Source organism: Aquirufa sp. ROCK2-A2, from assembly GCF_054558485.1.
Window position 1 is genome coordinate 42,343 of sequence record NZ_JBPXKA010000001.1, and the last position, 26,537, is coordinate 68,879.

Annotated in this window: 22 protein-coding genes; 11 read left to right on the forward strand and 11 right to left on the reverse strand. The window is 35.3% G+C overall.

Annotation, left to right across the window (positions count from 1 at the left end; genetic code table 11):
• Window positions 1-8: 8 nt before the first annotated feature.
• Both V7S76_RS00270 and V7S76_RS00275 read right to left on the reverse strand, forming a co-directional pair.
• Window positions 9-878, reverse strand: coding sequence for an N-acetylglucosamine kinase (locus V7S76_RS00270; protein WP_459507990.1), 870 nt, complete (start codon window positions 876-878; stop codon window positions 9-11).
• Complete coding sequence (locus tag V7S76_RS00275; protein ID WP_459507991.1) at window positions 878-1,117, reverse strand: cytochrome b5 domain-containing protein; 240 nt, start codon at window positions 1,115-1,117, stop codon at window positions 878-880. Before V7S76_RS00275 ends, V7S76_RS00270 begins: the two co-directional genes overlap by 1 nt.
• A gap of 91 nt (window positions 1,118-1,208) precedes the next feature.
• On the opposite strand from V7S76_RS00275, the gene V7S76_RS00280 reads away from it, so the two are divergent.
• From V7S76_RS00280 to V7S76_RS00295, 4 genes are all read left to right on the forward strand, one after another.
• Window positions 1,209-1,697 carry a hypothetical protein gene (locus tag V7S76_RS00280; RefSeq protein WP_459507992.1) on the forward strand — a complete coding sequence of 163 codons (489 nt, stop codon included), beginning with the start codon at window positions 1,209-1,211 and terminating at the stop codon, window positions 1,695-1,697.
• Between the two features lie 47 nt (window positions 1,698-1,744).
• Window positions 1,745-2,767: a thiamine-phosphate kinase gene (gene thiL / locus V7S76_RS00285; protein WP_459507993.1), complete on the forward strand. Its 1,023-nt coding sequence runs from the start codon at window positions 1,745-1,747 to the stop codon at window positions 2,765-2,767.
• A 19-nt stretch (window positions 2,768-2,786) separates the two neighbouring features.
• On the forward strand, window positions 2,787-3,482 hold the full coding sequence (locus tag V7S76_RS00290) for a WbqC family protein (protein ID WP_459507995.1): 696 nt from the start codon (window positions 2,787-2,789) through the stop codon (window positions 3,480-3,482).
• Window positions 3,483-3,723: 241 nt separating this feature from the next.
• A complete protein-coding gene (locus tag V7S76_RS00295; protein WP_459507996.1) occupies window positions 3,724-5,502 on the forward strand; it encodes a polysaccharide biosynthesis protein in 1,779 nt (592 codons plus the stop codon).
• Here V7S76_RS00295 and V7S76_RS00300 read toward each other — a convergent pair.
• Window positions 5,499-6,152, reverse strand: coding sequence for a phosphatase PAP2-related protein (locus V7S76_RS00300; RefSeq protein WP_459507997.1), 654 nt, complete (start codon window positions 6,150-6,152; stop codon window positions 5,499-5,501). The two genes, V7S76_RS00295 and V7S76_RS00300, sit on opposite strands and share 4 nt — an antisense overlap.
• A gap of 161 nt (window positions 6,153-6,313) precedes the next feature.
• Between V7S76_RS00300 and msrA the strand changes: the two genes are divergently transcribed.
• Window positions 6,314-6,871 (forward strand): peptide-methionine (S)-S-oxide reductase MsrA, encoded by a 558-nt coding sequence (msrA, locus tag V7S76_RS00305; protein ID WP_459507998.1) that lies wholly within the window; start codon window positions 6,314-6,316, stop codon window positions 6,869-6,871.
• Here the strand turns inward: msrA and V7S76_RS00310 are convergent.
• Window positions 6,868-9,612: a putative LPS assembly protein LptD gene (locus V7S76_RS00310; protein WP_459507999.1), complete on the reverse strand. Its 2,745-nt coding sequence runs from the start codon at window positions 9,610-9,612 to the stop codon at window positions 6,868-6,870. The two genes, msrA and V7S76_RS00310, sit on opposite strands and share 4 nt — an antisense overlap.
• 168 nt (window positions 9,613-9,780) lie before the next feature.
• On the opposite strand from V7S76_RS00310, the gene V7S76_RS00315 reads away from it, so the two are divergent.
• The 5 genes from V7S76_RS00315 (at window position 9,781) to V7S76_RS00335 (ending at window position 17,071) form a co-directional block, all read left to right on the forward strand.
• Window positions 9,781-10,581 (forward strand): N-acetylmuramoyl-L-alanine amidase family protein, encoded by an 801-nt coding sequence (locus tag V7S76_RS00315; protein ID WP_459508000.1) that lies wholly within the window; start codon window positions 9,781-9,783, stop codon window positions 10,579-10,581.
• A gap of 5 nt (window positions 10,582-10,586) precedes the next feature.
• Complete coding sequence (locus tag V7S76_RS00320; protein WP_459508001.1) at window positions 10,587-11,534, forward strand: MlaD family protein; 948 nt, start codon at window positions 10,587-10,589, stop codon at window positions 11,532-11,534.
• Window positions 11,535-11,544: 10 nt separating this feature from the next.
• Window positions 11,545-12,372: a 50S ribosomal protein L11 methyltransferase gene (gene prmA, locus V7S76_RS00325; RefSeq protein ID WP_459508002.1), complete on the forward strand. Its 828-nt coding sequence runs from the start codon at window positions 11,545-11,547 to the stop codon at window positions 12,370-12,372.
• A gap of 104 nt (window positions 12,373-12,476) precedes the next feature.
• Window positions 12,477-15,431, forward strand: coding sequence for a DEAD/DEAH box helicase (locus V7S76_RS00330; RefSeq protein WP_459508003.1), 2,955 nt, complete (start codon window positions 12,477-12,479; stop codon window positions 15,429-15,431).
• An 8-nt stretch (window positions 15,432-15,439) separates the two neighbouring features.
• Window positions 15,440-17,071: a hypothetical protein gene (locus V7S76_RS00335; RefSeq protein ID WP_459508004.1), complete on the forward strand. Its 1,632-nt coding sequence runs from the start codon at window positions 15,440-15,442 to the stop codon at window positions 17,069-17,071.
• A 1-nt stretch (window position 17,072) separates the two neighbouring features.
• On the opposite strand, the gene V7S76_RS00340 is transcribed toward V7S76_RS00335, so the two are convergent.
• Window positions 17,073-17,735: a metal-dependent transcriptional regulator gene (locus V7S76_RS00340; protein ID WP_459508005.1), complete on the reverse strand. Its 663-nt coding sequence runs from the start codon at window positions 17,733-17,735 to the stop codon at window positions 17,073-17,075.
• 154 nt (window positions 17,736-17,889) lie between these two features.
• Between V7S76_RS00340 and V7S76_RS00345 the strand changes: the two genes are divergently transcribed.
• Window positions 17,890-19,206, forward strand: a complete 1,317-nt coding sequence (locus V7S76_RS00345) for an Nramp family divalent metal transporter (RefSeq protein WP_459508006.1) — start codon at window positions 17,890-17,892, stop codon at window positions 19,204-19,206.
• Here the strand turns inward: V7S76_RS00345 and ribD are convergent.
• From ribD to V7S76_RS00375, 6 genes are all read right to left on the reverse strand, one after another.
• Window positions 19,203-20,243 carry a bifunctional diaminohydroxyphosphoribosylaminopyrimidine deaminase/5-amino-6-(5-phosphoribosylamino)uracil reductase RibD gene (gene ribD / locus V7S76_RS00350; protein WP_459508007.1) on the reverse strand — a complete coding sequence of 347 codons (1,041 nt, stop codon included), beginning with the start codon at window positions 20,241-20,243 and terminating at the stop codon, window positions 19,203-19,205. The two genes, V7S76_RS00345 and ribD, sit on opposite strands and share 4 nt — an antisense overlap.
• On the reverse strand, window positions 20,236-23,337 hold the full coding sequence (locus V7S76_RS00355) for an efflux RND transporter permease subunit (protein ID WP_459508008.1): 3,102 nt from the start codon (window positions 23,335-23,337) through the stop codon (window positions 20,236-20,238). Before V7S76_RS00355 ends, ribD begins: the two co-directional genes overlap by 8 nt.
• 4 nt (window positions 23,338-23,341) lie before the next feature.
• Window positions 23,342-24,391 (reverse strand): glycosyltransferase family 9 protein, encoded by a 1,050-nt coding sequence (locus V7S76_RS00360; protein ID WP_459508009.1) that lies wholly within the window; start codon window positions 24,389-24,391, stop codon window positions 23,342-23,344.
• A 7-nt stretch (window positions 24,392-24,398) separates the two neighbouring features.
• The gene (locus V7S76_RS00365) at window positions 24,399-25,493 is read right to left on the reverse strand and encodes an efflux RND transporter periplasmic adaptor subunit (RefSeq protein ID WP_459508010.1); all 1,095 of its coding nucleotides are present in this window, start codon (window positions 25,491-25,493) and stop codon (window positions 24,399-24,401) included.
• 77 nt (window positions 25,494-25,570) lie between these two features.
• Entirely contained in the window at window positions 25,571-26,041 is a 471-nt protein-coding gene (locus V7S76_RS00370; RefSeq protein WP_459508011.1) for an Lrp/AsnC family transcriptional regulator, read from the reverse strand.
• Window positions 26,034-26,525: a gliding motility lipoprotein GldH gene (locus V7S76_RS00375; protein WP_459508012.1), complete on the reverse strand. Its 492-nt coding sequence runs from the start codon at window positions 26,523-26,525 to the stop codon at window positions 26,034-26,036. Before V7S76_RS00375 ends, V7S76_RS00370 begins: the two co-directional genes overlap by 8 nt.
• Between the last annotated feature and the right edge of the window lie 12 nt (window positions 26,526-26,537).

A 26,537-nucleotide genomic window follows, 5' to 3' on the forward strand; every position in this document is an offset into this window, starting at 1 on the left:
AAAAAAATCTAATTTGAATTTGTCCAAATTTGATTTTTGTGATAAAGGCTTAAACCAGCCATTGGACTTTCGCTAATAATACCAGTTTGAAGACCATATTTCTTTAAAACACGTTTTAATATGTCTGAGTAATAAAATGCCACAGATCCTGTAAAATGTATCGGGATATGTTGGACTTCTGAATATTTCAATAAATAAAGTTTGACAAATGTATCAAACGATTGTTCAATCAAGTTGTAGCAAAATGGATGCTTTCGATGATCAAAAAGGAATTTAGAAAAACTAGCAAACCACCGATTAGGGAATTCTTCTTTATATGCTTTCTTTAAAATATCTAAACGACTTAATTCACCAAAACGTTTGATAAAAAGACTTCTTAGATCCTCAGGTAATTCTTTGTGCAGGTAGGATAGAATTAATAATTTTCCTAAATGACCTCCACTTCCTTCATCTCCTAACCAAAACCCCAAAGGTGGAATTTGTTCGGTCACTTGTTTTCCATCGAAATAGCCTGAATTAGAGCCGGTGCCCAATATGCAGGCGATACCTTTTTTATCACCTAGATTGGCTTTCAAAGCAGCCATTAAATCATTTTCAACAATGAGTTCTTTGGCATCATTAAAATGTCTTTGCAAAAAATTCTGTATGATTGATTTCTTATCATCCCCTGTAATACCGGTTCCATAATAGTAGATATGACTCACTCCCGATGGTGGAAATTTACTTAAGATTGATTTTTGTGCTTCAAATATTTCAATTTCAGATTGGTAATAAGGATTTATACCTTGAGAAAAATAGGATATTGGTGTACCTATCGTATCACTGATTAAACGCCATTCCGTTTTTGTTGAACCACTTTCTATGATGAGAATTTTCATTAGACTAATTTTCCGATGGGTTTAAACTTTTCAAAAACTTTTTCCGAATGAGGGGCATCAGACAATTCCGCTGTTAGATCTTGTCCTGCCCAATGTTCATAATGTTTGCCATTTTTCCACAATTTCGAACTAGTCATATCATAGATTAATCCCTGAAAGGCAACCCAAATTTCGGGTTTGTCTTGACCGTTTCGAAGAGATAATTGGGATTTTGAAAAATTAGGTAATTCGATGGACACAATATTTCATTTTTACGAAACTAAATAAAAAGAATTAAAAGCCATTTTATTGTAAGGAATTTTTAAATTTACACTTTGAAAAATTTCAACCATGAAAAAATATTTACGTGTTTTTATCGGATTCATTTCCATTCTTTTTTGGTCATGTGGTTCCTCATCCAATGGCGGTGGCGGCACAACACCAACACCCGTGGAACCAGCGGTTTCAGAATTAATTAAAAAATCTTGGTCAGCAAGTCTTGTTCAATGGGATAATGTTACACAATTTGATAAATCTTCTTCAACCAATGTTACTCAAGGATATGCACAATTTAAACTTGATTTGAGTACAGGTAGTACAGTAACATTAACAGAATTCGATAAAAGAGTCTTTACCGGGACTTATTTGTTGTCTTCAGACAATAGTCAACTTACTCTAAAAAATTTAACGAGTGCTGAAGGGGCTCCATCAGGAACGGATGGCACCATTGTTTTTACCATTAATCCAAAGCCTACCAGTTCTAAATTGGTTTTGGAAACAACTGCCGCATATATCAAAGCAGGTAACAAGGTAGTCAAATTAACTTTGGTTAATCCTTAAATTGAATCAGAAATTTTAGCCGCCTTTTGGGGCGGCTTTTTTATTATATGGAAAAAAGAACAGAAATAGGTAGTATAGGTGAGTTTGGTTTGATTGACAAAATTTCCCAAAATTTTCAGGCATGTCATTCTTGGACAAAAAAGGGAATAGGTGATGATGCAGCTGTCTTAGAGGCAGACGGAAAGTTAGTCGTTTCAAGTACTGAATTATTCATTGAAGGGGTACATTTTGATTTGTCTTACACGCCTCTTCAGCATTTGGGATTTAAATTAGTATCAGCTGTTTTGTCTGATATTGCAGCGATGAATGCCTTGCCTTCTCAAATTACCATTGGATTGGGATTAAGTAATCGTTTTTCTGTTGAAGCTGTTGAGTTGTTGTACAGTGGATTTCAATTGGCTTGCGAAGAATACCAGGTAGATTTGGTTGGTGGTGATACCACTGCATCTCCGCAAGGGTTAATTGTTTCGATGTCAGCATTAGGATTGGTGGAAGAATCTAAATTAACAACAAGAAATAATGCCAAGGCAAATGATGTCATTTGTGTTTCTGGCGATTTTGGCGCAGCCTTGTTAGGTTTGCAATCTTTGGAAAGAGAAAAGCAAGTTTTTTTAGCTAATCCAGATATGCAACCCGAATTAGATGATAAAAGTTATGTGGTGATGCGTCAGCTAAAGCCTATGGCTAGATTTGACATTATTCATGAATTAAGGGCTTTGAATGTAGTTCCAACTTCTATGATTGATTCTTCTGATGGTTTATCCTCAGAAATCATTCATTTGTGTAAGGCATCAGGGACAGGGGCAAGAATTTTCGAAAAAAATATTCCTATTGATGATGAAACATATTTGTCAGCAACGGAATTTAATTTAAGCCCACTTACTGCTGCACTAAATGGTGGTGAAGATTATGAATTAATTTTTACGATTTCTCAAGCTGATTTTGATCAAGTTAGTAAAATCTCAGACGTAACTGCAATCGGTTATATGACAGATGTGAAAGATGAGCAGATTTTGGTCATGAAATCTGATCAAACAGTCAATTTAACAGCTCCAGGTTTCGGGGTTTAGTGGTATGTCGGTAGCGATTATGCAACCTTATTTTTTCCCCTATTTAGGGTATTTTCAATTGGTTCAATCGGTTGATGACTTTGTATTTTACGATGATGTCATGTTTATCAAAAAAGGTTGGATTAATCGAAATCAAATTCTGATGCAGGATAAAGCATTCTTGTTCACTATACCTTTATTCAAACAAAGTCAAAACAAAACCATTCGAGAATCCACGATTTCATGGGGTAATGAATTTCCTAATAAGTGGTTGGTTCAATTACAGTCAGCGTATAAAAAAGCTCCTCATTATGATGCAGTTAGGTCATTGATCGATGATATATTGCAGGGAAAACCTGAATCAATTGCTGATTTAGCAATTTCTAGTATAGTGAAAACAATGGCGTATTTAGGAATTGAAAAACGCTATTACAAAAGCTCGGAACTTGGTGTTTTGGATGCTAATTGGGACAAGGCAGATCGGCTTATAGAAATCACCAAATTTTTGGGAAGCGATCACTACATAAACGCGAAGAATGGGCAATCTTTGTATGATAAATCGTATTTTGAAAATAAATCTTGTCAATTACAATTTTTAAACCCCACACTACCAGTGTATCAGCAAGGTAACTTAAAAGAGGGTCAATTTGTCGCAGGCTTATCCATGATCGATGTTTTGATGTGGAACAATGTGTCCGAATGTAGAAACTTGATAGACAGCTATGGTTTGATATAGAATTTTGTCCAAATTGTTTTTTTAAGAAAATTGATTAAATTTGTTTATGTGCTCGCAATCGTTTTAAATTAAAAGTAAGTTCAATATTTTAATCATGAAGCGTCTTCTATTCAATAAGTATTCGAACAGATTTCTTTCCAGGTGGTTAGTTTTAATAGTCGATTTTACGATTGTTGTTTTTTCACTTGTATTTTCAACTCTTTTAAGGAGGAATTTTAGTTTTACTGAGGTCAATCTTGATTTGCTTCAGTTTAACATTAAATTATTGATATCCATTCGGATTCTAACATTCTTTTTGTTTCACACTTATAAAGGTATCATTCGGCATACCAGTATTGAAGATGCTCAATTGATTCTAAAAGCTATTTTTCTAGGTACCTTTTTTTCTGTTTTAATTTCTATTTCTTACCGGTATTCCTTAGATGTTAATCGATTTATATATGACAGCTTAGCTGTCTTCGTTATTGATTTTTTTGTCAGTAGTTTTCTACTTATTTCTTTGCGTTATTTAGCTAAGTCATTGTATGAATCAATTATTGGTGAATTGAAGCCTGCGGTTGGAGTATTGATTTATGGTGCGGGCTATTCAGGCTTATTAACCAAAAGTGTTATTCAAAGTAATCGTGGAATTAATTATCAAGTGATAGGTTTTATTGATGATAATGAATCATTGGTCAATAAAACGATTGAGGGGATTATGGTTTACAACTTGCAAGATGCATTGCAAAAATTTGTGGGCGAATATGAAGGTTTAGAGGTGATCATGGCAATCAATCGTATTGGTGTGAAGGCTAAAAGGAAAATATCAGAGGCGTTTTTGGATAAAGGTGTGATTGTTAAGACTTTACCTCCTGTTGATAAATGGGTAGATGGTGGTTTTGAATTTGGCCAAATTCATAATATAAAAATTGAGGATTTATTGGGTAGAGATATTATCCAAATGGACAATCCTAAAATTGCGCAAGAAATTAATGGAAGTGTCGTTTTAGTAACGGGTGCTGCAGGTTCTATTGGTAGTGAAATTGTCCGTCAATTAATTGCTTATTTGCCTTCTAAAATTGTTTTGGTTGATCAATCTGAAACTGGGCTTTTTGATTTAGAATACGAATTGATGGATTCTATTCCAGCAAACATGCAATTGGTTGTTTATGTTTCTAATGTATGCGATGAATTGCGAATGTCTAGGATTTTCAAAGCCAATAAACCTTCCTTTGTATTTCATGCTGCTGCATATAAGCATGTGCCATTGATGGAAAATAATCCTTATGAAGCAGTTAAAACAAATGTTCTAGGGACTAAGTTAATGGCAGATTTAGCCGCCAAAAATGATGTTTGCAAATTTGTCATGGTATCCACTGACAAAGCAGTTAATCCCACGAATGTCATGGGTGCTACCAAGCGCTTAGCTGAAATGTATACACAATCTCTTAATCAATTAGAAGGTGTAAGTACAAAGTATATCGCTACTCGATTTGGAAATGTCTTAGGGTCAAATGGTTCCGTGATTCCTTTATTTAAAAAACAAATTGAAAGAGGAGGCCCAATCACCGTCACTCATCCTGAAATAACTCGGTATTTTATGACCATCCCTGAATCTTGTGAATTGGTTTTAGAGGCTGCTGCTATGGGAGAGGGGGGAGAAGTTTTTGTTTTTGATATGGGTCAATCAGTTAAAATTGTTGATTTAGCTAAGAAAATGATTACACTCAGCGGCCTGCGGGTTGATAAAGATATTTCTATAAAATTTTCAGGACTTCGTCCAGGTGAAAAATTGTATGAGGAATTGCTAAATGATAATGAGAATACATTGCAAACCCATCATGCAAAAATTTTAATTGCAAGGGTTAATACTCCAACCTACGACTATATGGAGCATCATTTGAATGATTTAGCTAACCTGTTGGATCTTGGTATAAATAATCATATTGTGGCAAAGATTAAAGAAATCATTCCAGAATACAAATCAAATAATTCTGTTTTTGAAACGTTGGACAAAACAAATATTTCTATCAAAAATTAATTATTTACATCAAATCGTCTCATATATTTTCCGGTCGCCCAAATTGAAAATAAGGTGAATCCAACGGCTCCAATGATATCGATTGAATAATGAATGTGTTGCAGAAGTAAAAATCCAATAAGTGAAATTCCCAATACGAAAGCGATTTGTTTTTCAATTCTATTTCGAAGAAATACCCAAACGAATACCATTGTTGCGGTGTGACCTGAAAAAAACAAGTCTTTGGTAATGGCGAAGTTTTCCCCATAAATAAATATTTCAGCCAAAGGGTCGTTTAAAACTATTAAATCTGATGGAGGATTTAATGGTATGCAATAAATCGTGATGAATCTAAGACTAGTTTCCAAGTTAAATGCCCATGCAAACCACAAGAATTTTTTGGGGTCCTGTAGCAATTGACAGAGTAAGTAAATGACAGAAAGGTAAATTATCCCAAAAATTGGATAAGAAACATTCACCGCAGGTAAAATTTGCAAAAGCCAATCATATAATTGAATGCCTTCTCTTTTTTGAATCCATTGAAAATAATCATCAGCTTTCCAAGGGAAAATAGCAAAGTAGGCCAATGCACCTATGAAATTCCAACGGAAAAATGAATCCTTCCAAGCAATCGACCAATGGGTTCTAAGTGAATTAATAAAACTTTTCAAGTCCTTTTCGAGTTTATTGATAAATTTGGGATTGCAAAACTACATTAAAATCAATTAATCTAGAAAGTTTAATGAAAAAAGCCGCGGTCATTCTTGGAATTGTTATAGGGTTCTTCCATTTTTCATGTGGAAAGAGTGCTGAAAATAAAATAAATACTAAAATGGATAAATTAGAAGAAATACGTTCAGATGTAGATACCATTACCTTAGGAGCTGGTTGTTTTTGGTGTGTTGAGGCCGTATTTCAGCAATTAAAAGGCGTTAAATCAGTTGTTTCGGGTTATATGGGTGGTGGAATCAAAAATCCTACGTATCGAGAGGTTTGTTCCGGCTTAACAGGGCATGCGGAAGTTTGCCAATTGATTTATGACCCCAAAGTCATTTCATTTGAAACAATATTAGAAGTTTTTTGGCAAACACATGATCCAACTACATTGAACCGCCAAGGAGCGGACGTTGGTACTCAATATCGTTCAGCCATATTTTGTCATAACATGGAGCAAAGAAAATACGCGGATTCATGGAAAGAAAAGTTGAACGCTCAGAAGGTTTTTCCTCATCCAATTGTTACGCAAATCGTTAATGCCTCTGTTTTTTATCCAGCGGAGGATTATCATCAAAATTATTTTAATCAAAATGGTGATCAGCCTTATTGCCAAATTGTGATTAAACCTAAAATGGATAAATTCTTGAAAGCGTTTAAAAATAAATTGCGCTAAAATCCGCCTTTATCATAAAAACTTCTTCTTCTAGAAATTTTCAACTCTTGTAGAAGGGATGATTTTACTCTTAAATCAAATGAATAGTTACTAGCTCGGCCAAAAAATGGACTAGCGATGGGCGTCCAGTTAAAGTTTAGTTCCCAACAATGTAAATCTCTATGTACCGAAATATTGGTATACGTTAACCCTTTGTATTTAAAGTCATATCCAGAGTTAATGGAAAGTTTCCATTTTTCGGATATACTTAAATCTCCTTGAAAAGACATACCACTAATTTGTTGGGCATTCGCTAATCCAGCCCGATTACTGCTAAATTGATAACTGAATGAAAAACTCCAAGGAAGATTCCAGTCCACATAATCTTCTAGGTTATTATTTATTTGTTTCAATTGAGCTTCTGAAGCATTGTTGCTTTCTTTAGGCTTGTTGGCTGCCTTAGGGGCAAAACGGCGACTAATGGAAAAGTTAAATGCTTGCAGTCGAGCTAAACCTTCTCCTTTTTCAATCATTAAATCAGGTGTTCTTCTACCTACATCGAAAAACAGTTTATCTTGAACATACAAATAAGGATCTAAATTACCCCCAATATTGATATCGAATTGTTGAACTCTTGAATTGGCATTAAAACTTAAATTGGATAAGGCATATTCTTTGGCGAGTAAATTATAACTACCATTGATGCCGAAATTATCCAAAATATTGATTTTTTCTGATTGTTTACTTGCGGTATCTGACTTGGTTTTCAATTTAGCTTGTAAGGTATTTTGTATACCAAATCCAATACTTCCTGATGCTCCTCCGTAACTTAATTGTCGAGGGTCAAATGTACTAATTCTTCGTATATCACCTATTTGTTCAACTCCTTGGGAATTAATGAATTTCCGATTATTGATTCGGATATCTTGATAAAAACCATAGGTCGGATCTGAATAGTCTGGGGTGTAACTCAAACTTACACTCGGTACCATGGTGTGTCTTAATGCTTCTAATCTACCTTTTTTAAATTTCAAGGTTCCATACATTCTCGTATTCATACTGGCAGAAAAAGAAATTTGAGAACTGAATTTAGGCAAACCCCTGACGGTATCAATTCTGACAGTTGAATCTTCCGGCATGTAGGTGTATTTGTATGAACGAGTATACATATTTCCCGACCATGAAACTCCCGGTGTTAAATTGATGTATTTATTTAATTTGATATTTGGCAAAGATAGGGGTATGCTATAATTGAATTTGGTTTGAGCCTTTTCCAATAACAAGGGTAATGTATTTTCATTCACGGCCATTACGCCGGGTGGTAAATCACCTTCCTTGGTCGGGACAAAGGGTTTCGGGATGTTACCTCTTTCGCTATTGGATGATCTTGGATAGACATCAAACTCATAACGAGTGTAAGGGTCGGAAATTTGGTTGGTTAAGCTAATGCCACCTGAAAAGTCTAAACCAATTCTAAATTGATCGATAAATCTGTCGGCAACAGAATTTTTCTTTTTAAATGGCTGAATTTGGTTCAAGCCAAAATTAAATTCTGTACCTGCATCAAAAACCCTTGTAGATGTATTTTGATTCACCCGAAATGAAATTCCAGAACGAATAGATTGACCAAAGTTTTTGGAATATTGAATGGATGAACCGATCGTATTAGACAAATATTGTTGCGTGGTAAACGTATTATATTGATTGTAAGAATTGGAAGCAATATTCACGGAAGCTGAAAAACTGGAATTTCCAAAACTTCTTGGACTGTGTGACCATTGTAAGGCAAAATCTGTTCTGGAAGTTGGCGCAAATTCATCGCCATTGGTATTTTTATTGAATGCTAAATTAAAGGATCCAGTGTATCGATATCTTTTATTGTATTGAGAATTGGCACCTAAACCCCAACCGCCTTTTGAATAAATTTGCCCCGTAAATCGGATACCAATGTGTTCATTCATTGCCCAATAATATCCACCATCTCTTAGATAAAATCCTCTACCTGAAGGTTCTTCTCCATAAGTAGGAATTAAAATTCCTGATTTTCCCATTTCTTTGGGTTGCGAATAAGGAAAAAATCCAAATGGAAGTCCAATAGGCAAGGGTATATCGTTTAGTTCGATATTGAAAGGCCCAGAAATAATTTCTTTTTTGCCCACCATTTTGATCTTTCTTGCCCGTATATTAAAGTGGGGATGACTCAGATTACAGGTGGTATAAATCGCGTTTCGAATGTATAAATTTTCTTCTTCGTCTTTTTTAACATTGGAACCATGGACAAAACCTTCCCCTTGTTGAGTAACAATTTCTTTAATAATAGCTCGCTTAGTCTTGAAATTGTACCGAACTTCTTTGGAATCATATTTGTCATTTCCCTGCGTAAAGACAGGTAATCCAATTTCCTTTTTACTGGTAGAATCGTAGCTGCCTTTGGCAAAAACTTCATTTTTCGCCCAATCCAAACGAATAAAGTCGGCCTCTAAACTAATTTCGCCATATTTAACTTTGGCTCCTCCATACAAGTTGACAATTTGTTTGTCGGCATCTAAAACAGTTGAATCCAATGCTGAATAAAAAACAGTTGTTTGAAGTTCTTGATTTTTATTGGTCGTGTCTTTGGAAATGATTTTTTTGGCAATTGTATCCGATTTACTGACGCGAATGGTGTCTGCTTTAACAATTCTCTGGGAATAGAGGAAGTTTGAGGTAAATAAAACCATCAAAATCACATGAAAAATACGATATATAAGGTCTTTTCTCAAACGTTAATTTGCTTCTAACTTCATAAATAAATAGCGAAATTGCTCAATAATCTGATTATTTCACTGAACTATGAACGTTGGTTGGAATTTAAAAATTATATTTGTCTTTTATAATAGATTACAAAATTACATTTTTGAGCGGTACCAATGTGTATTAATTCTAAAATAATGTTTACAATTAGTAAAGCTTTCTTCACTTTTGCTCTTTTTTTGCTTATTTCTAGTGCAATATCTACTGCACCTGAACCAAGTAAGTCGATAAAAAAGAACCTTGTTCGTACCATTTGTTTGGATGCTGGCCATGGGGGGAAAGATCCTGGATGCTTAGGTCCCAAAGGGTCTCAAGAAGGGAAAGTGACGTTAAAAATCATTTTAGAAGTAGGTAAGCGTTTGAAGGAAAATTTTCCTGATTTAAAGGTAATTTATACACGTGATACAGACGAGTTCATCGAATTGAACGAACGTGCCAATATTGCCAATCGTAATAAAGCTGATTTATTTATTTCGGTTCATTGTAATGCAGCACCCAATAAGGCTGCTTATGGCACAGAGACTTACACCATGGGTTTACATAAAACAGATGGTAATTTAAATGTAGCCAAAAGAGAGAACTCTGTAATTTTACAAGAAAAAGATTATCAAACGGCCTATAACGGATTTGACCCAAATTCACCTTTGGCGCATATAATGATGGCCAACTACCAAAGTGCTTTTATGGCTAGCTCTGTCAAGTTTGCTTCCAAGGTGGAAAATCAATTTTCAAAAGTGTACAACAGAAAGAGTTTTGGTGTGAAACAAGCCGGATTTTTAGTGATTTGGAGAACAGCCATGCCAAGCGTTTTGATCGAGACGGGATTTCTAACCAATCCCGAAGAAGAGGAGTATCTCAATTCTGAAAAAGGTCAAGGTGAAATAGCAGATTCCATTTTATCGGCCTTTAAGCAATACAAAGAAGAAATAGAAAAATAGACAATATGTTTAAAAGTAACGAATTAAAAGTTGGCTTTTTGGCGTTAATCGCATTCTTAATCCTTTATTTTGGATTTAACTTTTTGAAAGGAAATGATTTATTTTCTTCATCAAAAATATATTATGTTGAATTTGATAATGTAGATGGATTGACAGCTTCTAACCAAGTGATATTGAATGGAATTGAAGTGGGAAAAGTTAAGAAAGTAAGTATTCAGCCGGAAAAATCGAATAAAATCTTAGTGACCTTGCGAGTAAACAAGGATGTAATTATACCTGATCAAACCATTGCCATTTTGGCGGATGGGGCTTTATTGGGAGGTAAAGTAATTCGATTGCAATTAGCTGGTAAATCAGATTTGTCAGACGGTTCTTACATCAAAGGTATGTCTGAAATTGGTTTGACTACCTTACTAAAAGAACGTGCTATACCTGTTATTTCTAATGCAGATTCATTACTGATTTCATTTAGAGCGATTAGTAAGAAATTTGAGTATACAGGGACTCATTTAAATGAATTAATAAAAAATTCCAATCAAACTGTTGTTGGAATCAATGGTTCAGTGAATGGTATGTTCAATGAAAATAGAGATAATATTGCTCAAATTTCAAGCAATATGCGTAATCTTTCTGCTAGTCTAGTCGAAACTGAAAAACAGTTAAAGCCCTTGTTGACCAAATTTAATACAGTGGCAGATTCATTGAATGCTTTGAAAATTGGTAAGACATTAAATGAGGCTAATTCAGCCATTTTAACGGTACAAAAGATTTTAACAGGCCTGGAAAATGGTCAAGGTTCTGCAGGGAAACTTTTGAAAAATGACAGCCTTTATCTTGAGTTAAATAAGACTTTAGTGGATTTAGATAAATTGTTATTGGATTTTCGTTTGCAACCTAAGCGTTACCTGAATTTTTCCGTTTTTGGGAAAAAGGATACTCCACCAAGTAATTAATACCGTATTTATGTCAACCATTCAAGTAATTATTTCGGCTTCGACTGAAGTAACAGATATTTTAGTAGCCGAGTTAGGAGAAATTGGATTTGATATATTTGAGGAATCCGATCGAGGATTATGTGCTTATTGTCCTGAAGATTTGTTTGCTCATGAGGCTTTGGAAGAAATAATCGCGAGGTATCAATTTCTTGGACCTATTTCTTTTGAACAAAATCATATTGAAAAACAAAATTGGAATGAGGTATGGGAAAAGAATTATGACCCAATTCGTATTTCAGACAAAGTTTTTATTCGTGCTAGTTTTCACGAAAAAGAACCAGGTTACCAACTAGAGATCGTGATCAATCCTAAAATGTCTTTTGGGACAGGCCACCATGAAACAACTAGCCTAATGTCTGAGGCTTTATTTTTGTTAGATTTAAAAGATAAGTCTGTCTTGGATGCTGGAACAGGAACAGGAATTTTGGCCTTTATTGCTCAAAAATTAGGGGCTACTTTGGTTAGAGGTTTTGATATTGATGAATGGTCAGTGGAAAATTCCATCGAAAACGCCGTTTTGAACAATTGTGAAGAAATAGAATTTACTCAAGCAACCGTTAGAGAACATCCAATGTTTGAATATGATGTTTTGTTGGCCAATATAAATCGAAATATTTTACTAGATGAAATGGCTGAATATGCTTCAAGAATCAAGTCGGGCGGTTTCCTTCTACTTAGCGGATTTTATACTCAAGATATTGCTAGTCTACATAAATCGGCGGCTAAAAATGGTCTATCGCCAGTTAGACAATTTGATAAAAACAACTGGGCTTGTTTAATGTTGAAGAAAAATTAAGACTCCGACTTTTATATTTTCTTTAAATTGTTAAAACTTTCATGAAAAAATCTTATTTTTGAAGGTTTTACTCATTGAATTCACTTTGAATTCAAATTTACTTAATGAAAATATCTCCAAACAAACCTTTTAGGGTTGTCTACTCTTTATTATCGCATGAATGTCTAGGATATTTATTCGAAGTTTTTGTGGTGCAGTTAAATGACAAAAATCAGTTGACCTGGGAATACCAAACTTTGACGTCTAGAAATTTTCACGAGTTTGCTGAGGGTTTAGATGAACGAGATGCTGCTGCAGTAAAATTGATTGAGGGGATGAAGCCGGTGGTTATTTTCGAAAAATTCAATACCATCAAGCGAAAAACGATGGAAGAATTTTTCTTGAAAACATTTGATTCTGAAAAAGGTGATAAGGAAATTGCAGATGCGGTTTTAGCGATCATTGAAAAGAAGCGATCTCAGGTTTTTGAATTGATCTGCCCAGATAAGACCTTATTCATCATGGGTAATGACGGGAATCCGATGCGTCAGACGGTGGAAATCCAAGCGGATCCGGTGGAAGTTTTGTTCCATTTTATGCGAAACGAAGAAAATACCCATTATTTTCCTACACTGAAATACAAAGGCAATAAATTAGAATTTCAATACAAAGATGCATTGGTTCTGTCTGATGAGCCTGCCTATATGTTGCTAAATCAAAAATTGTACCATTTTAAACCTGCATTGGAAGGGAAAAAATTGCGTCCATTTTTGAATAAGAAGTTTGTTGTCATCCCCAAAAATATGGAGGAGGATTATTTTCGAAAGTTTGTTAAAGCCATGGTGGCGCGGTATCCTTTACATGTTAAAGGATTTGAGATTACCAATACAGAAAAAAATTGTCAATATTTATTAACCTATGGTCCAATAACTCCCAAATTGGATTTAGATGAAAAGAATAATGCGGCTAGTCCAGTAAAGAAAAATGCCGCTTTAGAAGCTGCTGATCGTTGGAATTTTTCTCTCGCTTTTCAATATGGAAATAATCGTTTTCCTTGGGATGGATTATCTGCGGAGGCCAATGTACTCTTTGAGAAAAAAGGCGATAGTTATGCTTTTCAAAAAATCATGCGTTCTTTAACCAAAGAAAAACGTGCCTATCAAGCATTGAAAAATTTAGGTTTGACCATTGAATCAGATGGGAAAGCAAGTTTATCTAGAGCACAAGCCGTTCAATGGTTAACAGTCAATAAGCAAAATTTAGATCAATTAGGTTTTCAAGTGCAATTTAAAGGTGATGGACAAGCTCCTCGTTATTTTCTTGGAAAGCCTGAAATCAAAATACGAATTGGTGAAAAGTTGGATTGGTTTGATGTTCAAGCAATCATTTCTTTTGGTGAATTCCAAATTCCGTTTCTTAAAATCAGGCAGCTAATTTTACAGAAAAAGCATGAATTTCATTTGCCTGACGGATCTATTGCGATGATACCAGATGCTTGGTTCCACGATTACCAAGATTTATTTTATTTCTCAGAGACTCGTCCGGGTGATGATGGCGTTTATCTAAGACGTCAACATTATCAGTTGGTTCAAGAATGGGAAAATCAAGAATTGGTTAAAACATCCTTAAAAACCAAAACGATCAACGATCTTTCGCTTGTATCTAAAGAATTTCCCGTACCTAAGAATTTTAAAGGAACCCTGCGACCTTACCAATTGGAAGGCTACCGGTGGATGCGTACACGGCAGGCAGCAGGCTTAGGAGCTTGTTTAGCAGACGACATGGGTCTTGGTAAAACCGTGCAAACTTTATGCCTTTTGCAGTCCTTAAAAGAGCAAGGAGAGACAGCGCCTAGTTTATTGGTCATGCCAACTTCTTTGTTGTACAATTGGGAAATGGAGGCTAAGAAATTTACTCCACAGTTGCGAGTATTGGTTTATAGTGGTCCGCAAAGAGAAAAATTACAAGCCCAATTGGGTAAAGTCGATTTAGTGATTTGTTCTTTTGGCTTAGTTCGATCCGATATTGAATGGTTCGAGAAACAAGCATTTGCATATGTTATTTTGGATGAATCGCAAGCAATCAAAAATCCATTGGCAAACATTACTAAAGCTGTCCAAAAATTAAGTGCAAAATATCGCTTGGTGATGACAGGAACTCCTTTGGAGAATTCCACCATGGATTTGTGGTCTCAAATGAACTTTGTGAATACGGGTTTATTGGGTACACAACGCTATTTTAAGGATCAATTTCAAATACCTATTGAAAAAAAAGCGGATGTTGAAAAGAAAAAACGACTTTATCATTTAATCAAACCTTATTTGCTAAGACGTGAAAAACGACAAGTAGCAGCAGATTTGCCTGAAAAAATGGAGTCCATTGCTTATTGTGGGATGTCCGAAGAGCAAGAAAAATTATATGATAAAACGAAGTCGTTTTACCGAGATGTTCTTTTGAAGCAAATCAAGGATGAGGGTATTCAAAAATCGCGTTTTTCGGTGTTGCAAGGTCTAACCAAACTGAGGCAATTAGCGAATCATCCAGGACTTTGTGAAGAGGGTTTTACAGGAGAATCAGGTAAAATGGAGGCCGTTCTTGAAAAATTGGAAACGGTGTTAGAACAACATCATAAGGTTTTAATATTTAGCCAATTTGTACAGCATTTACAGATTATTAAAAGCGAATTGGATAAACGAGGTATTAATTATGCCTATTTAGATGGAAGTACTTCCGATAGGAAAGGCCAAGTAGAGAGTTTTCAGAAGGATGATGGACAATCGGTATTCTTAATTTCATTGAAAGCGGGTGGGGTTGGTTTGAATTTGACAGCGGCTGATTATGTATTTTTACTAGATCCATGGTGGAACCCGGCTGCGGAAGCTCAAGCAATCGATCGAGCGCATCGAATCGGACAAGTAAAAACCGTATTTACTTACAAATTTATCACCAAAGAAACGGTGGAGGAGAAGATCTTAGCCTTGCAACAAAGAAAATTGGATTTAGCGAATGACCTGGTTACTTCTGATGAAAGTATTTTACGAGCATTGAGTGAGGATGAGGTCTTGGATTTATTGACTTAATTTACGCTATGTCTCTTTTCATTCATCGACTATTTCTTTTGACCATTATCTGTGTAATTGGTATCTTTTTTGCTTCGTTTTTCGAGTTTGCCATAAATATCCCTAAATGGGATGATTTTGCATTGATTCAGAGCACACGAGATTTCCATACAACCGATGGCTTATTCGATAAATTCAGGCTTTTATTCAAACAACATAACGAACATCGCATTGCCCTGAGTAGATTTTTGGCCATTTCGGATTATTATATTTTTGGACAACTCAATTTTGTTCATTTGATGTTTGTGGGAAGTTTGGGCTTGTTGGGGATATTTGGAGTTTTCATTGCAGTGGCAAAAAATAATATTCAAAATTATTTATTGATCACCATCCTTTCATTTCTTTGGTTTAGCCTGGCATTTTACGAAAATACCTTTTGGGGAATGGCTGCCATTCAAAACTTCTGGGTAATCACTTTGATTTTGTTGCTTTTTTATTTGCTTTCATTCAAAAGTCAACATTTTCTCCTGATTTGTTTCATTGGATTTATTTCCATTTTTACTTCTGGTAATGGATTATTGGTCATACCAATTGTAGGGTTTTATTATTTGATTGACCAAAATTTTAAAAAATTGGCCTATTGGAGTATTTTCTCCATTGTGCTCATTGTCTTGTATTTCTTTTCTTATTCCCCACCACCTGATACAGCCCATTCCAATTTTCATCTATTTGATTTCATGAAAGGTGTTTTTGTTATGGCTGGTTCTATGATTGAAGGTTTGCCTATTCAAGGGAATTTCTTTTCAATTTTACTTGTTTTTGGGGGCATATTCATGCTGTTTTCCACATTTGTAATAATACGTTTATTGATCAAAAATCTTGTTCAAAAACAACCTCTAAGTCAGGTAGAAAAGTTTATCTTATTGGGTTTGCTATTTACGTGTTCCACCATTTTTTTGGTTAGTTTTAGTCGTGTTGGAAATTATGGCGTAAATAGTTTACTGGTTAGTCGCTATAAAATTTACTCCATTTTATTGATTTCTTTATTGATCCTTTATTTTTCAAATGCCTATCAAAATCCATTAAAGCTTCGTTGGCAGATTATTGTATCGGTTTTTTGTCTTTTTTGGTACTTGAGTATCCAGCATTATTTTATCAAAAATGTCGTTGACCAAAAACGATTTTTGATCTCCTTTGCATTTAATTATTTGAAACCTTCTGAAAAATCGACTTCTTCAAAAGATTTACAAATATACCAGGCTTCGCCTCTTCCCCTCGATTTTGTCAGTTCCCATCGAAAAGCGGTAAATGCCAACTATCCGTTTTTAAAATTCAATGAAAATCATTCACTGAATTTTATCGAGCCGTATGGGGCTAATCAGCTTTTGGGAGAAGGAGGATTGTATGTATTGTTAGTAAACTCTTCCAATCGATATGTTTTTCCTTTTGTTCAATCTAGAAAACATAGCATTCGGAACCTCTTGAATTATTCAACTTATTTCGTCAATTCGGCGGAATTGACGTTGAATTTAAAGGAAAGCGAAATATTGCCTGGTGAATATGAATTGAAATTGGTGGATGGGCAAAAAATATTGGATTTTCATCAGCGAAACTTAATTGTCCCGAATACAGCGGTTAAGCAAGTGCCAAAAAACTGGTGATTTAATAGATTTTCACTAAGATGTTTTTAGCCACTTCATGGCTGATAAATACCGGATCAAGATTTTCAGCTTTCAGGAGTAAAGACCTGTCAAAATCATTTATTTCTAAAATCAACAATTTGGATCCAAGCCCAAGATTAAGTTTGGTTAATAACTGAAGAAAAACAGCCGAATCCTTTGCTACGCCCATTAATACGCAGTTTTTATTGACCTTTATCTCGGACAAATGCAAATAACCGAGTTCAGGGATTATTCCTTCTTTATTTGGAATGGGGTCTCCATGCGGATCCGTTTTTGGAAAGTCTAAAAAGGCATCTAATTTATTGATCAATTCATCTGATTCGATGTGTTCCAATTGTTCAGCAATTTCATGTACTTCATCCCAATTGAAACCCATTTTTTCAACCAAAAAAACCTCCCATAATCGGTGTTTTCGGACAATGGATAAGGCTATCTTTTCACCATCCTTCGTCAATCGTACACCTTGATATTTCTGGTAATTCACCCAACCTTTTTCAGCTAATTTTCTCAACATATCTGTTACAGAGGCTGCTTTTGTTTGCGCTAGCTCTGCAACAGCATTGGTAGAAATTTCTTCCTCCGTGCCATTGGAAAGACGATAAATGATTTTTAAATAATTCTCTTCCGCTAATGAAGTAGCCATATTGGGACATTAATGTGGCCGAAATTAGGACTTTTTTTTTAATTAACATTTTATTTTTTTGGATTAATTAGATATAATTTTTAGACATGACTAAAAATTATTTTTGAATAGTCGCAAAAAGTAGTACATTTGTTGACGAATTATATCTCTACCTATGTCAAAAGCTTGGCGTCACGAAAACTCTAAAAAATCCTTATCCGAAGTATTTGGTACAATACCTGTGCCTCAAGGAAAAGGGTTTTGGAAAAATTTGAGAGCTTTTATGGGACCCGGTTTTATGGTGGCTGTTGGCTATATGGATCCAGGTAATTGGGCCACTGATTTAGCAGGGGGATCTCAATTTGGATATACATTACTTTCAGTCGTATTAATTTCTAGTTTATTTGCGATATTACTTCAACATTTAGCCTTAAAACTTGGATTAGCCACTGGACGTGATTTGGCGCAAGCATGTGGAGATGCATTTTCAAAGCCAGTTACTTTTGTTCTATGGGTATTGTGTGAGTTAGCCATTGCTGCTTGTGATTTAGCTGAAGTTATTGGTTCCGCTTTGGCGTTGAAATTGTTATTTGATATCCCCATTTTATATGGCATCATTATCACTATTTTAGATGTATTCTTAATTCTCTACTTCCAAAATAAAGGATTTCGGGTGTTGGAATCCATCGTGATGTCGTTACTTGGTGTTATTTCCATTTGTTTTATATATGAAATTGCGGTGGCTCAACCTGCTATAGGAGCTGTCGTTTCGGGCTTGATTCCATCCACTTCCATTTATGAAAATTCGGGTCAACTGTATATTGCGATTGGAATATTGGGTGCTACGGTAATGCCTCATAATTTATATCTGCATTCAAGTATCGTTCAAACCAGAGCGATCGCTGATAACGATTTAGGAAAAGAAAAAGCCATCAAATATGCTACTATTGATTCAACGATTTCTTTGGGATTTGCCTTTTTTATCAATGCCAGCATACTGATTTTAGCTGCAGCTGCTTTCCATTCTTCCGGGAATAGTCAAGTAGGGGATATTCATGATGCCTATCATTTATTGGATCCCGTTCTTGGGAGTAAATGGGCCAGCACTTTGTTTGCTGTTGCGTTGCTAGCATCTGGTCAAAATGCTACCTTAACAGGAACTTTGGCGGGTCAAATTGTCATGGAAGGCTTTTTGGATTTAAAATTAGCACCTTGGATTCGTCGATTACTTACTAGGCTTTTAGCTATTCTTCCTGCATTTTTTGTCACCTTGTGGTGGGGAGAAGGAAAAATAAACGATTTATTGATTTTTTCCCAAGTAGTGCTTTCTATGCAATTAAGTTTTGCTGTTATTCCTTTGGTTTGGTTTACCAGTGATAAAATGAAAATGGGTAGATATGTCAATCCTTTATGGTTAACTCTATTAGCTTGGCTTATTAGTGCTGTTATTCTGGGATTGAATCTTTATTTGCTTGGGCAGATTTTATTTTAAAAATTTAATTTTCCCATTTTTATCCAATTGTCTGATCCTAATTGCTGTTCCCGACTAAATTGGATAGATAGTTGCGGTGCTAAAATCCCTTCCTTCAAGACAAGGTTAGATTCGATTTTGTAGATCTTGTCGATCAATTTGGCTTCCAACAAATATTGAATGGTTTGACTACCTCCTTCCACCAAGATGGATTGTATACCTAATTCAAAACACTTGCTCATTACTTTTTCAATAAATTCAGCACCTTGGAAATTTCCCACAGCGATCCAAATTTTATGAGATTCTTTGTGTGAGTAATCTCTGGTAAAAATAAAACATGGATGTTCGTCTTTCAAAATTTGCAAATCACGATTCATTCGATTATTTGGATCTATAATTAATCTAATTGGTGATTTCCCCGGCCAATGCCTGGTTGTTAAACTTGGATTATCTGCGTTGGCGGTTTTCACTCCAATTAATATTCCTTGGTGTTCGGCTCTTAATTGGTGAACAAAAATTTTACTCAATTCATTGGAAAACTGAACAGCTTTTCCATCTTTTTGAGCAATAAACTGGTCTTTGGAGCAGGCAAATTTTACAGTGATAAAGGGTCTTTTTTTGCGGTGATAGGTGAAGAATTTTTCGTTCATTTGTTCACCTACCTCACTTAATAAACCCGTTTCGACTTCTATGCCAGCATCTTGGAGTTTTTGAATTCCTTTGCCAGCCACAAGAGGGTTGGGGTCTAAATTTGCGATGTACACTTTTTTGATTTTTTGATCAATCAGTAAGTCGGCACAAGGTGGCGTTTTGCCATGATGAGAACATGGCTCTAAAGTGACATAGGCTGTCGCATTCTCCGCACTTTCGTCTGGTGAAATAGATCGAATGGCTTCTACCTCTGCATGAGGACTACCAAAGGATGTATGATATCCTTCTCCAATGATGCCATCATTTTTTACAATTACGCAACCGACTAATGGATTGGGTGCAACATTGCCTGCTCCTAAAAGTGCCAAATCAAAGGCACGTTGCATCCAATCCATTGGTTTATTCATGCACTAATTCAACTTTTTCAGTCTCGGAATGTACTTTTTTTAAATTACTCGACATGTAGCTATAAATAGCTGGAATGATGTACAAGGTCAAGGTCGTTGAAAATAACATGCCACCGACTACTGCTATACCCATAGAAACCCGGCTTTGTGAACCAGAACCCAATGCTAATGCGATAGGCAAAATACCTAAGATTGTACAAAGGGAGGTCATTACAATGGGTCTGAAACGGGCTGATGCTGCTTCTTTTACGGCGTTATGTTTGTCTAGTCCCGATTCTTTCTTTTGATTCGCAAATTCCACGATTAATATTCCATTTTTGGTAACTAAACCAATGAGGACAATAATTCCAATTTGAGAGAAAATATTCAAGGTCTGACTAAAATCCCATAAACTCAATAAGGCGCCAGCTACAGCTAAAGGTACCGTAAACAAGATAATGAATGGATCAACGAAACTTTCAAATTGAGCTGATAGAATCAAATAGATTAATAATATAGCGAGAGCAAAGGCAAATAATAATGAAGAACTGGATTCTTTGAATTCCTTGCTTTGTCCATCATAGGCAGTTGAAAAAGTCACATCAAAGGTCTCTTTCGCCAATTTATCCATTTCATTCAATGCTTCTCCCAGAGTTACCCCTTTTGCCATTTGAGCTTGAACCGTTGCAGCAACATAACGGTTATATCTAAATAATTGTGGAGGAGTACTTTGCTCAGTTACTTTGACCAAATTGTCTAATTGAATTAAATCGCCACGGTTATTTTTAACATAAAGCGATTTTAAATCATTCACATCATTTCTCATTGGTCGATCAATTTGGCCAATCACTTGATATTGTTTGCCATCCATGATAAAATAACCAAATCGTCTACCGGACAAACCTAATTGCAGTGTTTGAGCAACATCTTGGATAGAGATTCCTAGATTTTGAGCTTTAGCTCTATCAATTTCAATGCGTAATTCAGGTTTTGTAAACTTTAAATTCACATCTGAGTTCTCAAATTTGGAGCTTTCTCTAACTTTAGCTAAAAATTGAGGCATCATTTTCTTTAAACTTTCGAAGTTTGATGCCTGAATAACGAATTGAACAGGTAATCCACCTCCACCTCTTTGGCCAGTAGAAAGGGTTGGTTCTTGAATGACAATCGCTTTAGCACCCGTGAATTTTTTAATTTTGGGCTGAAGTTCATCAGCAATTTGTTGTTGAGATCGGCGATGCTCAGGATCAGAAAGTAATATTCTCATACTTCCTGTATTCGAACCACCGTTTCCGAATGGAGGAGAGGTAATGGAATAAACGGCAAAACGGTCTTTAGCCGGTAATTCATCCAACAAGAATTTAGCTACTGCATCTGTATAAGCAAGCATGTATTCAAATGTAGAACCTTCCGGGGCAGTTGCATTTATTCGAATGGAACCTCTATCTTCCATGGGGGCTAATTCAGATGGAATTGCCTCATATTTGAACAATGCATAAATAATACCAATCAAACTAACCATGATCACCCAAGCCATCCAACGAATTTTCAAAAAGGATGCTAAGGAATTTTCATAGGCTTTTGTCAGTCCGATGAAGAAAGGTTCTGTTACTCGGTAAAACCATGGCTTATCATGATTGCCTTTGAGTAATTTAGAACTTAACATCGGCGTTAAGGTTAATGAAACAAAGGCTGATATAACCACTGAGCCTGCTACAACAATTCCGAATTCACGGAAAAGTCGTCCTGTAATTCCTTGTAAAAAAATCACTGGTAAAAACACAGCTGCTAAAGTTACCGTGGTTGAAATAACGGCAAAATAGATTTCTTTCGAACCTTCCAAAGCGGCGTCCCATGGAGTCATGCCTTCTTCAATTTTGGAATAGATATTTTCAAGCACCACAATGGCATCATCAACAACTAGTCCAATGGAAAGAACTACACCTAATAGAGTTAGTACATTGACAGAGAAGCCAACCAAATACATGAAGAAAAATACCCCAATTAAACTCACAGGAATGGCAGTTAATGGGATAATAGTAGATCTCCAATCTCTTAAAAACAAGAAGATGATGATGGTTACCAATAAGATGGCAGTTAATATAGTTTCTTGTACCTCTTCGATGGATTTTCGAACGTAACGTGTATTGTCAAAACCTTCCTTCATTTCAACGTCTTCCGGAAGAGTTTTTCTGATTTGTTCGATTTTTTTGTGTAATGCATCCACAATTTGAATTTGATTGGATCCTGGTTGTGGAATTACAGCAATAGAAATCATGGGTGTTAAATCTCTTTTGAAGAATGTTTTTTCATTCTCTGGCGAAAGTTCAGCAGAACCTACATCTGAAAATTTAACGGCTCTATCACCTTCTTCCTTGATGATTAGATTATTGAAGTCATCTACGGTGGTTAGTCGGCCTTGTGTACGAACGGTTAATTCTGTGTTCGCGCCTTCGATACTTCCTGAAGGAAGTTCAATGTTTTGTTTACTTAGTGCATTAGCAATATCGGGAGCTGTTAATCGAAAAGAAGCTAATTTTTCCGGATCGATGTGTAAACGCATGGCGTATTTTTTCTCGCCCCATAATTGAACAGAACTTACTCCAGGAATGGTTTGGAATTTTTCTTTGATATTTCGGGTCGCCAATTCATTTAAACTTAAAAGGCTTCTCGAGGATGAAAATACATTGATGTTGTAAATGGGACTGGCATCGGCATCTGCTTTGGCTACAACGGGTGGATCAACGTCTTTCGGAAGCAATGCCATGGCACGAGAAACACGGTCTCTTACATCATTAGCAGCATCTTCAATGTTCACGGCTAAGTCAAATTCAACTGTAATATTGGAACGTCCATCTCTACTAGAACTTGCTAAAGTTCTAACACCCGCAATTCCATTGATGGATTCTTCCAGGGGTTCTGTGATTTGGGATTCAATGATATCCGCATTGGCTCCTGTATAACTTGTTTGAACTGTTACAACTGGTGGATCGACAGATGGATATTCCCGAACACCCAGATAGGTATAACCAATAATTCCAAATAGAATAATGGTTATGGACATGACAATGGAAAGAACGGGTCTTTTAATACTGGTTTCTGATAATGAAGACATAGTTTTATAGGTTATGACTTGAAATTAACTCCAAGTGATGATGTTTTAAATATGTTTTACTTAGTTCGTCCCAAACTTCTTCTATAGTTAATTCGGAAGCGGGGCCGTTTTGATTAAAATAAATAGTTGCAATTCCGTCTAATTGATAAGAACCTGAAAAAACCTGATAATTTTTAAAATTGACAAAATTTCCAAAAAGGGCCAATCCAGGAATTTGGAATGCATTGGCACAATGGGTAGGTCCTGTGTCAACTCCTATAAAAAAAGAAGCATTTTGGATAATTTTCATGCTTTCTTCCAAAGTGGTTTTTCCAACGAGTGAAATGAAATTAGGATGACTGATTTCTAAGGCATCATGTAAGCCCAGTTCAACAATTTGTACATTCCATTCTTCAATGGCTCTTAAAAGGATTGCTGACCACTTTTCCTTTGGCCATTCTTTACTAATATTATTTGATTTAGGGTTGATGACCCAATATGATCCTTTAAAAGGTAATTTCATTTTTTCTTTTCCGAGATAAATTTTCGGATAACCATTAATCTTTCCTAAATCTGCTAGTTGAGAAAATACAGTTAATAAATTATTGTTTACCAAATAATTTTCTTTCAAAATATTCAATGAAATGGCCTTTTCATTGATTAATTCTGATTGAAAATAGGCATCTTTTCGTAAATCATTCAGATGTAAATTATAGAACTGATCAAAAGGATTCCATTTGCTAAGAAAGATACTGGTTAACAAATTCTTTTCCTCTATTAAGTGATGTATGTGTGGATGATTTGCTAAAACCGCTCGAAAACTAGGCTTGACAATCCAATAAATTTTAGCATTTGGGAATTTGTCGCACAGGGCTGGAATTATGGGTTCAGCTGCAATAATATCTCCAAAATGTTCAGCCAATAAAATACCAATAGTAGTATTATTGGGATGAAGAATTTTATCTTTAAGTACGATCAGACATGTTTGTACATAGTATTTTAAGGCCAATAATAGATGGCTTACCTTTTTGAATTTATATTCCCAAAGAGCTTTCTTAAAATAGATACTTGCCATTCAATTTTTATTCAACAACCTCCTTGATTTCAACTTCACCATCTGGTTTCACTTGAATGATTCCATTGGTAATTAAAGTATCACCTAGTTTTAATCCAGAAAGTATTTCAACGGTTTTTTCTCCACGAGTACCTAATACCACCTTAGTCGGTACCGATTTTCCATTTTTAACAACAAAAACTTTGCTTCCTTTTGCTTCTGGAATCACGGCTTCGGTTGGGATCAAAATGGCTGATCCTTTTGATTTTAAGATTAAATTAACTTTCGCAAAGGCTCCTGCCACTAATTTGTTGCCTGGATTTGGACTTAACGCTCTGATTTGTAGCGTTCTCGTTTGGGCATCGATTTTAGGGTCAATTGCATAAACTTTACCGATAAAGGTTTTCGATTCATTTTCTGTTTCGAATTCAATCGTATTACCTTTTTTAATCGCACTTGCATATTTTGCAGGAATAGAGAATTCAATTTTGGCTGGATTCGTATTAGTCAAGGTAGCGATTTTCGTAGATGGAGAAATATAACTTCCAATACTTACATATCTAAAACCAATAGTTCCTGAAAAAGGAGCTCTGACGGTTGTTTTAATAATTTGCGCTTTTAAATCTTCAATATCGGCTGAAATGGTATTCACAGAATTGACAGCTATGTCATATTCACGTTGTGAAATAGCTTCTTTTTGCAATAACACTTTTTGACGAGCTTCATTATCTTCAGCTAATTTTTTATTGTAACCAAGTTTTTTTAATCGAGCTTGAAGGTCATCGTCATTTATGCGAAATAAGATAGTTCCTTTTTGAACATTGTCTCCTTCTTGGATATTCAATTGGATAATTCTACCTGCAATTTCCGAGTGTATTTCTACTTCTTCATTGGGTAAAATACTCCCTGTGGAGGTAATCATATCATCCAAACGAGTGGATTTGACAACACTAACAATAACGGCTGTTTTACCACCTTTACCGCCAGGACCTTTTTCTTTTTCCTTTTTGGATCCCGCTTTTTCGTCAGTAAAATAGGATTTTTTGATTTTGGGATAAAATGCCAAGCCTACAACAAAAAGAATGATTAAAAGGCTAACGAGTGTTTTTGTAATCTTATTCATATTTTTTCAATGTCAAACGGTTCTTTAATTTTTCAAGTTAAAATTTATTTTTGAAGCTTATATCCTCATTTATCGGTTTAATTGTTTTTCCAAGGTAAAAAATTGTCATTTTGAATTTGATTCATAACAAAGTGACTTTGTGCATTACCAATATTTTTAATACTGGCTAGTTTGTGTAAAATGAAATTTCGGTATTCATCCATATCCTCCACAACGATTTTTAATAAAAAATCACTGTGTCCGGATACACAATAGCATTCTTGAACCTCATTCAATAACATGACATCTTCCTCAAATTGCTTTAGATAGTCGGCTGCATGTTCTTTTAAGGAAATATCACAAAATACAGTTAGCGATTTTCCCAATTTATTTGGATTTACGATTGCTTTATAGCCTGTAATAATTCCCTCTTTTTCCATGCGTTTTATTCGTTCATGGACAGGCGTAGCACTCATACCTAATCGGAGGGCCATTTCTTTGTTGGATAAAAATGCATCTTCATGCAAGAATCCCAATATTTGTTTATCTACGTCGTCTATCTTAGCCATTTTTATTGGAAACAGGAGTAATAGATGCGCCGACAGATACAATTCCAAGAAGGGTATCTTTTCGCATATATTGCTCAATTTGAACGAAGTATTTTTGTTTTTTGGGGAATTTTAATCCATTGAATATCAAATATTTATGGCTGATAATCGATCCGGAACTTTGCCCTTTAGATTTCCCTGATTTTGCATCATAAAAGAAAGATTCTGCTAATCCTTGTTTGATTAAGGTGCCTTTTGAATCCAAAATTTTGGTTAAAAAAAAGCAATTATGATAGGGGTAATCATTGGTTTGTCGAATGGCGACATTTAGGTCATAGGATTGACTTTCATCTTCAATTTCAAATGGAAGGACAACTTTGTCCTTCATTGGCCATCCAACATTCGCGAATGATTTTGTCTCATCCATGATTGTTGAGGATTCCTCGCAAGAAAAAAGGAAACACACACAAACAATAAGGGGAATAATGACAAAATAACCTTTCATTCGTTCGAATAA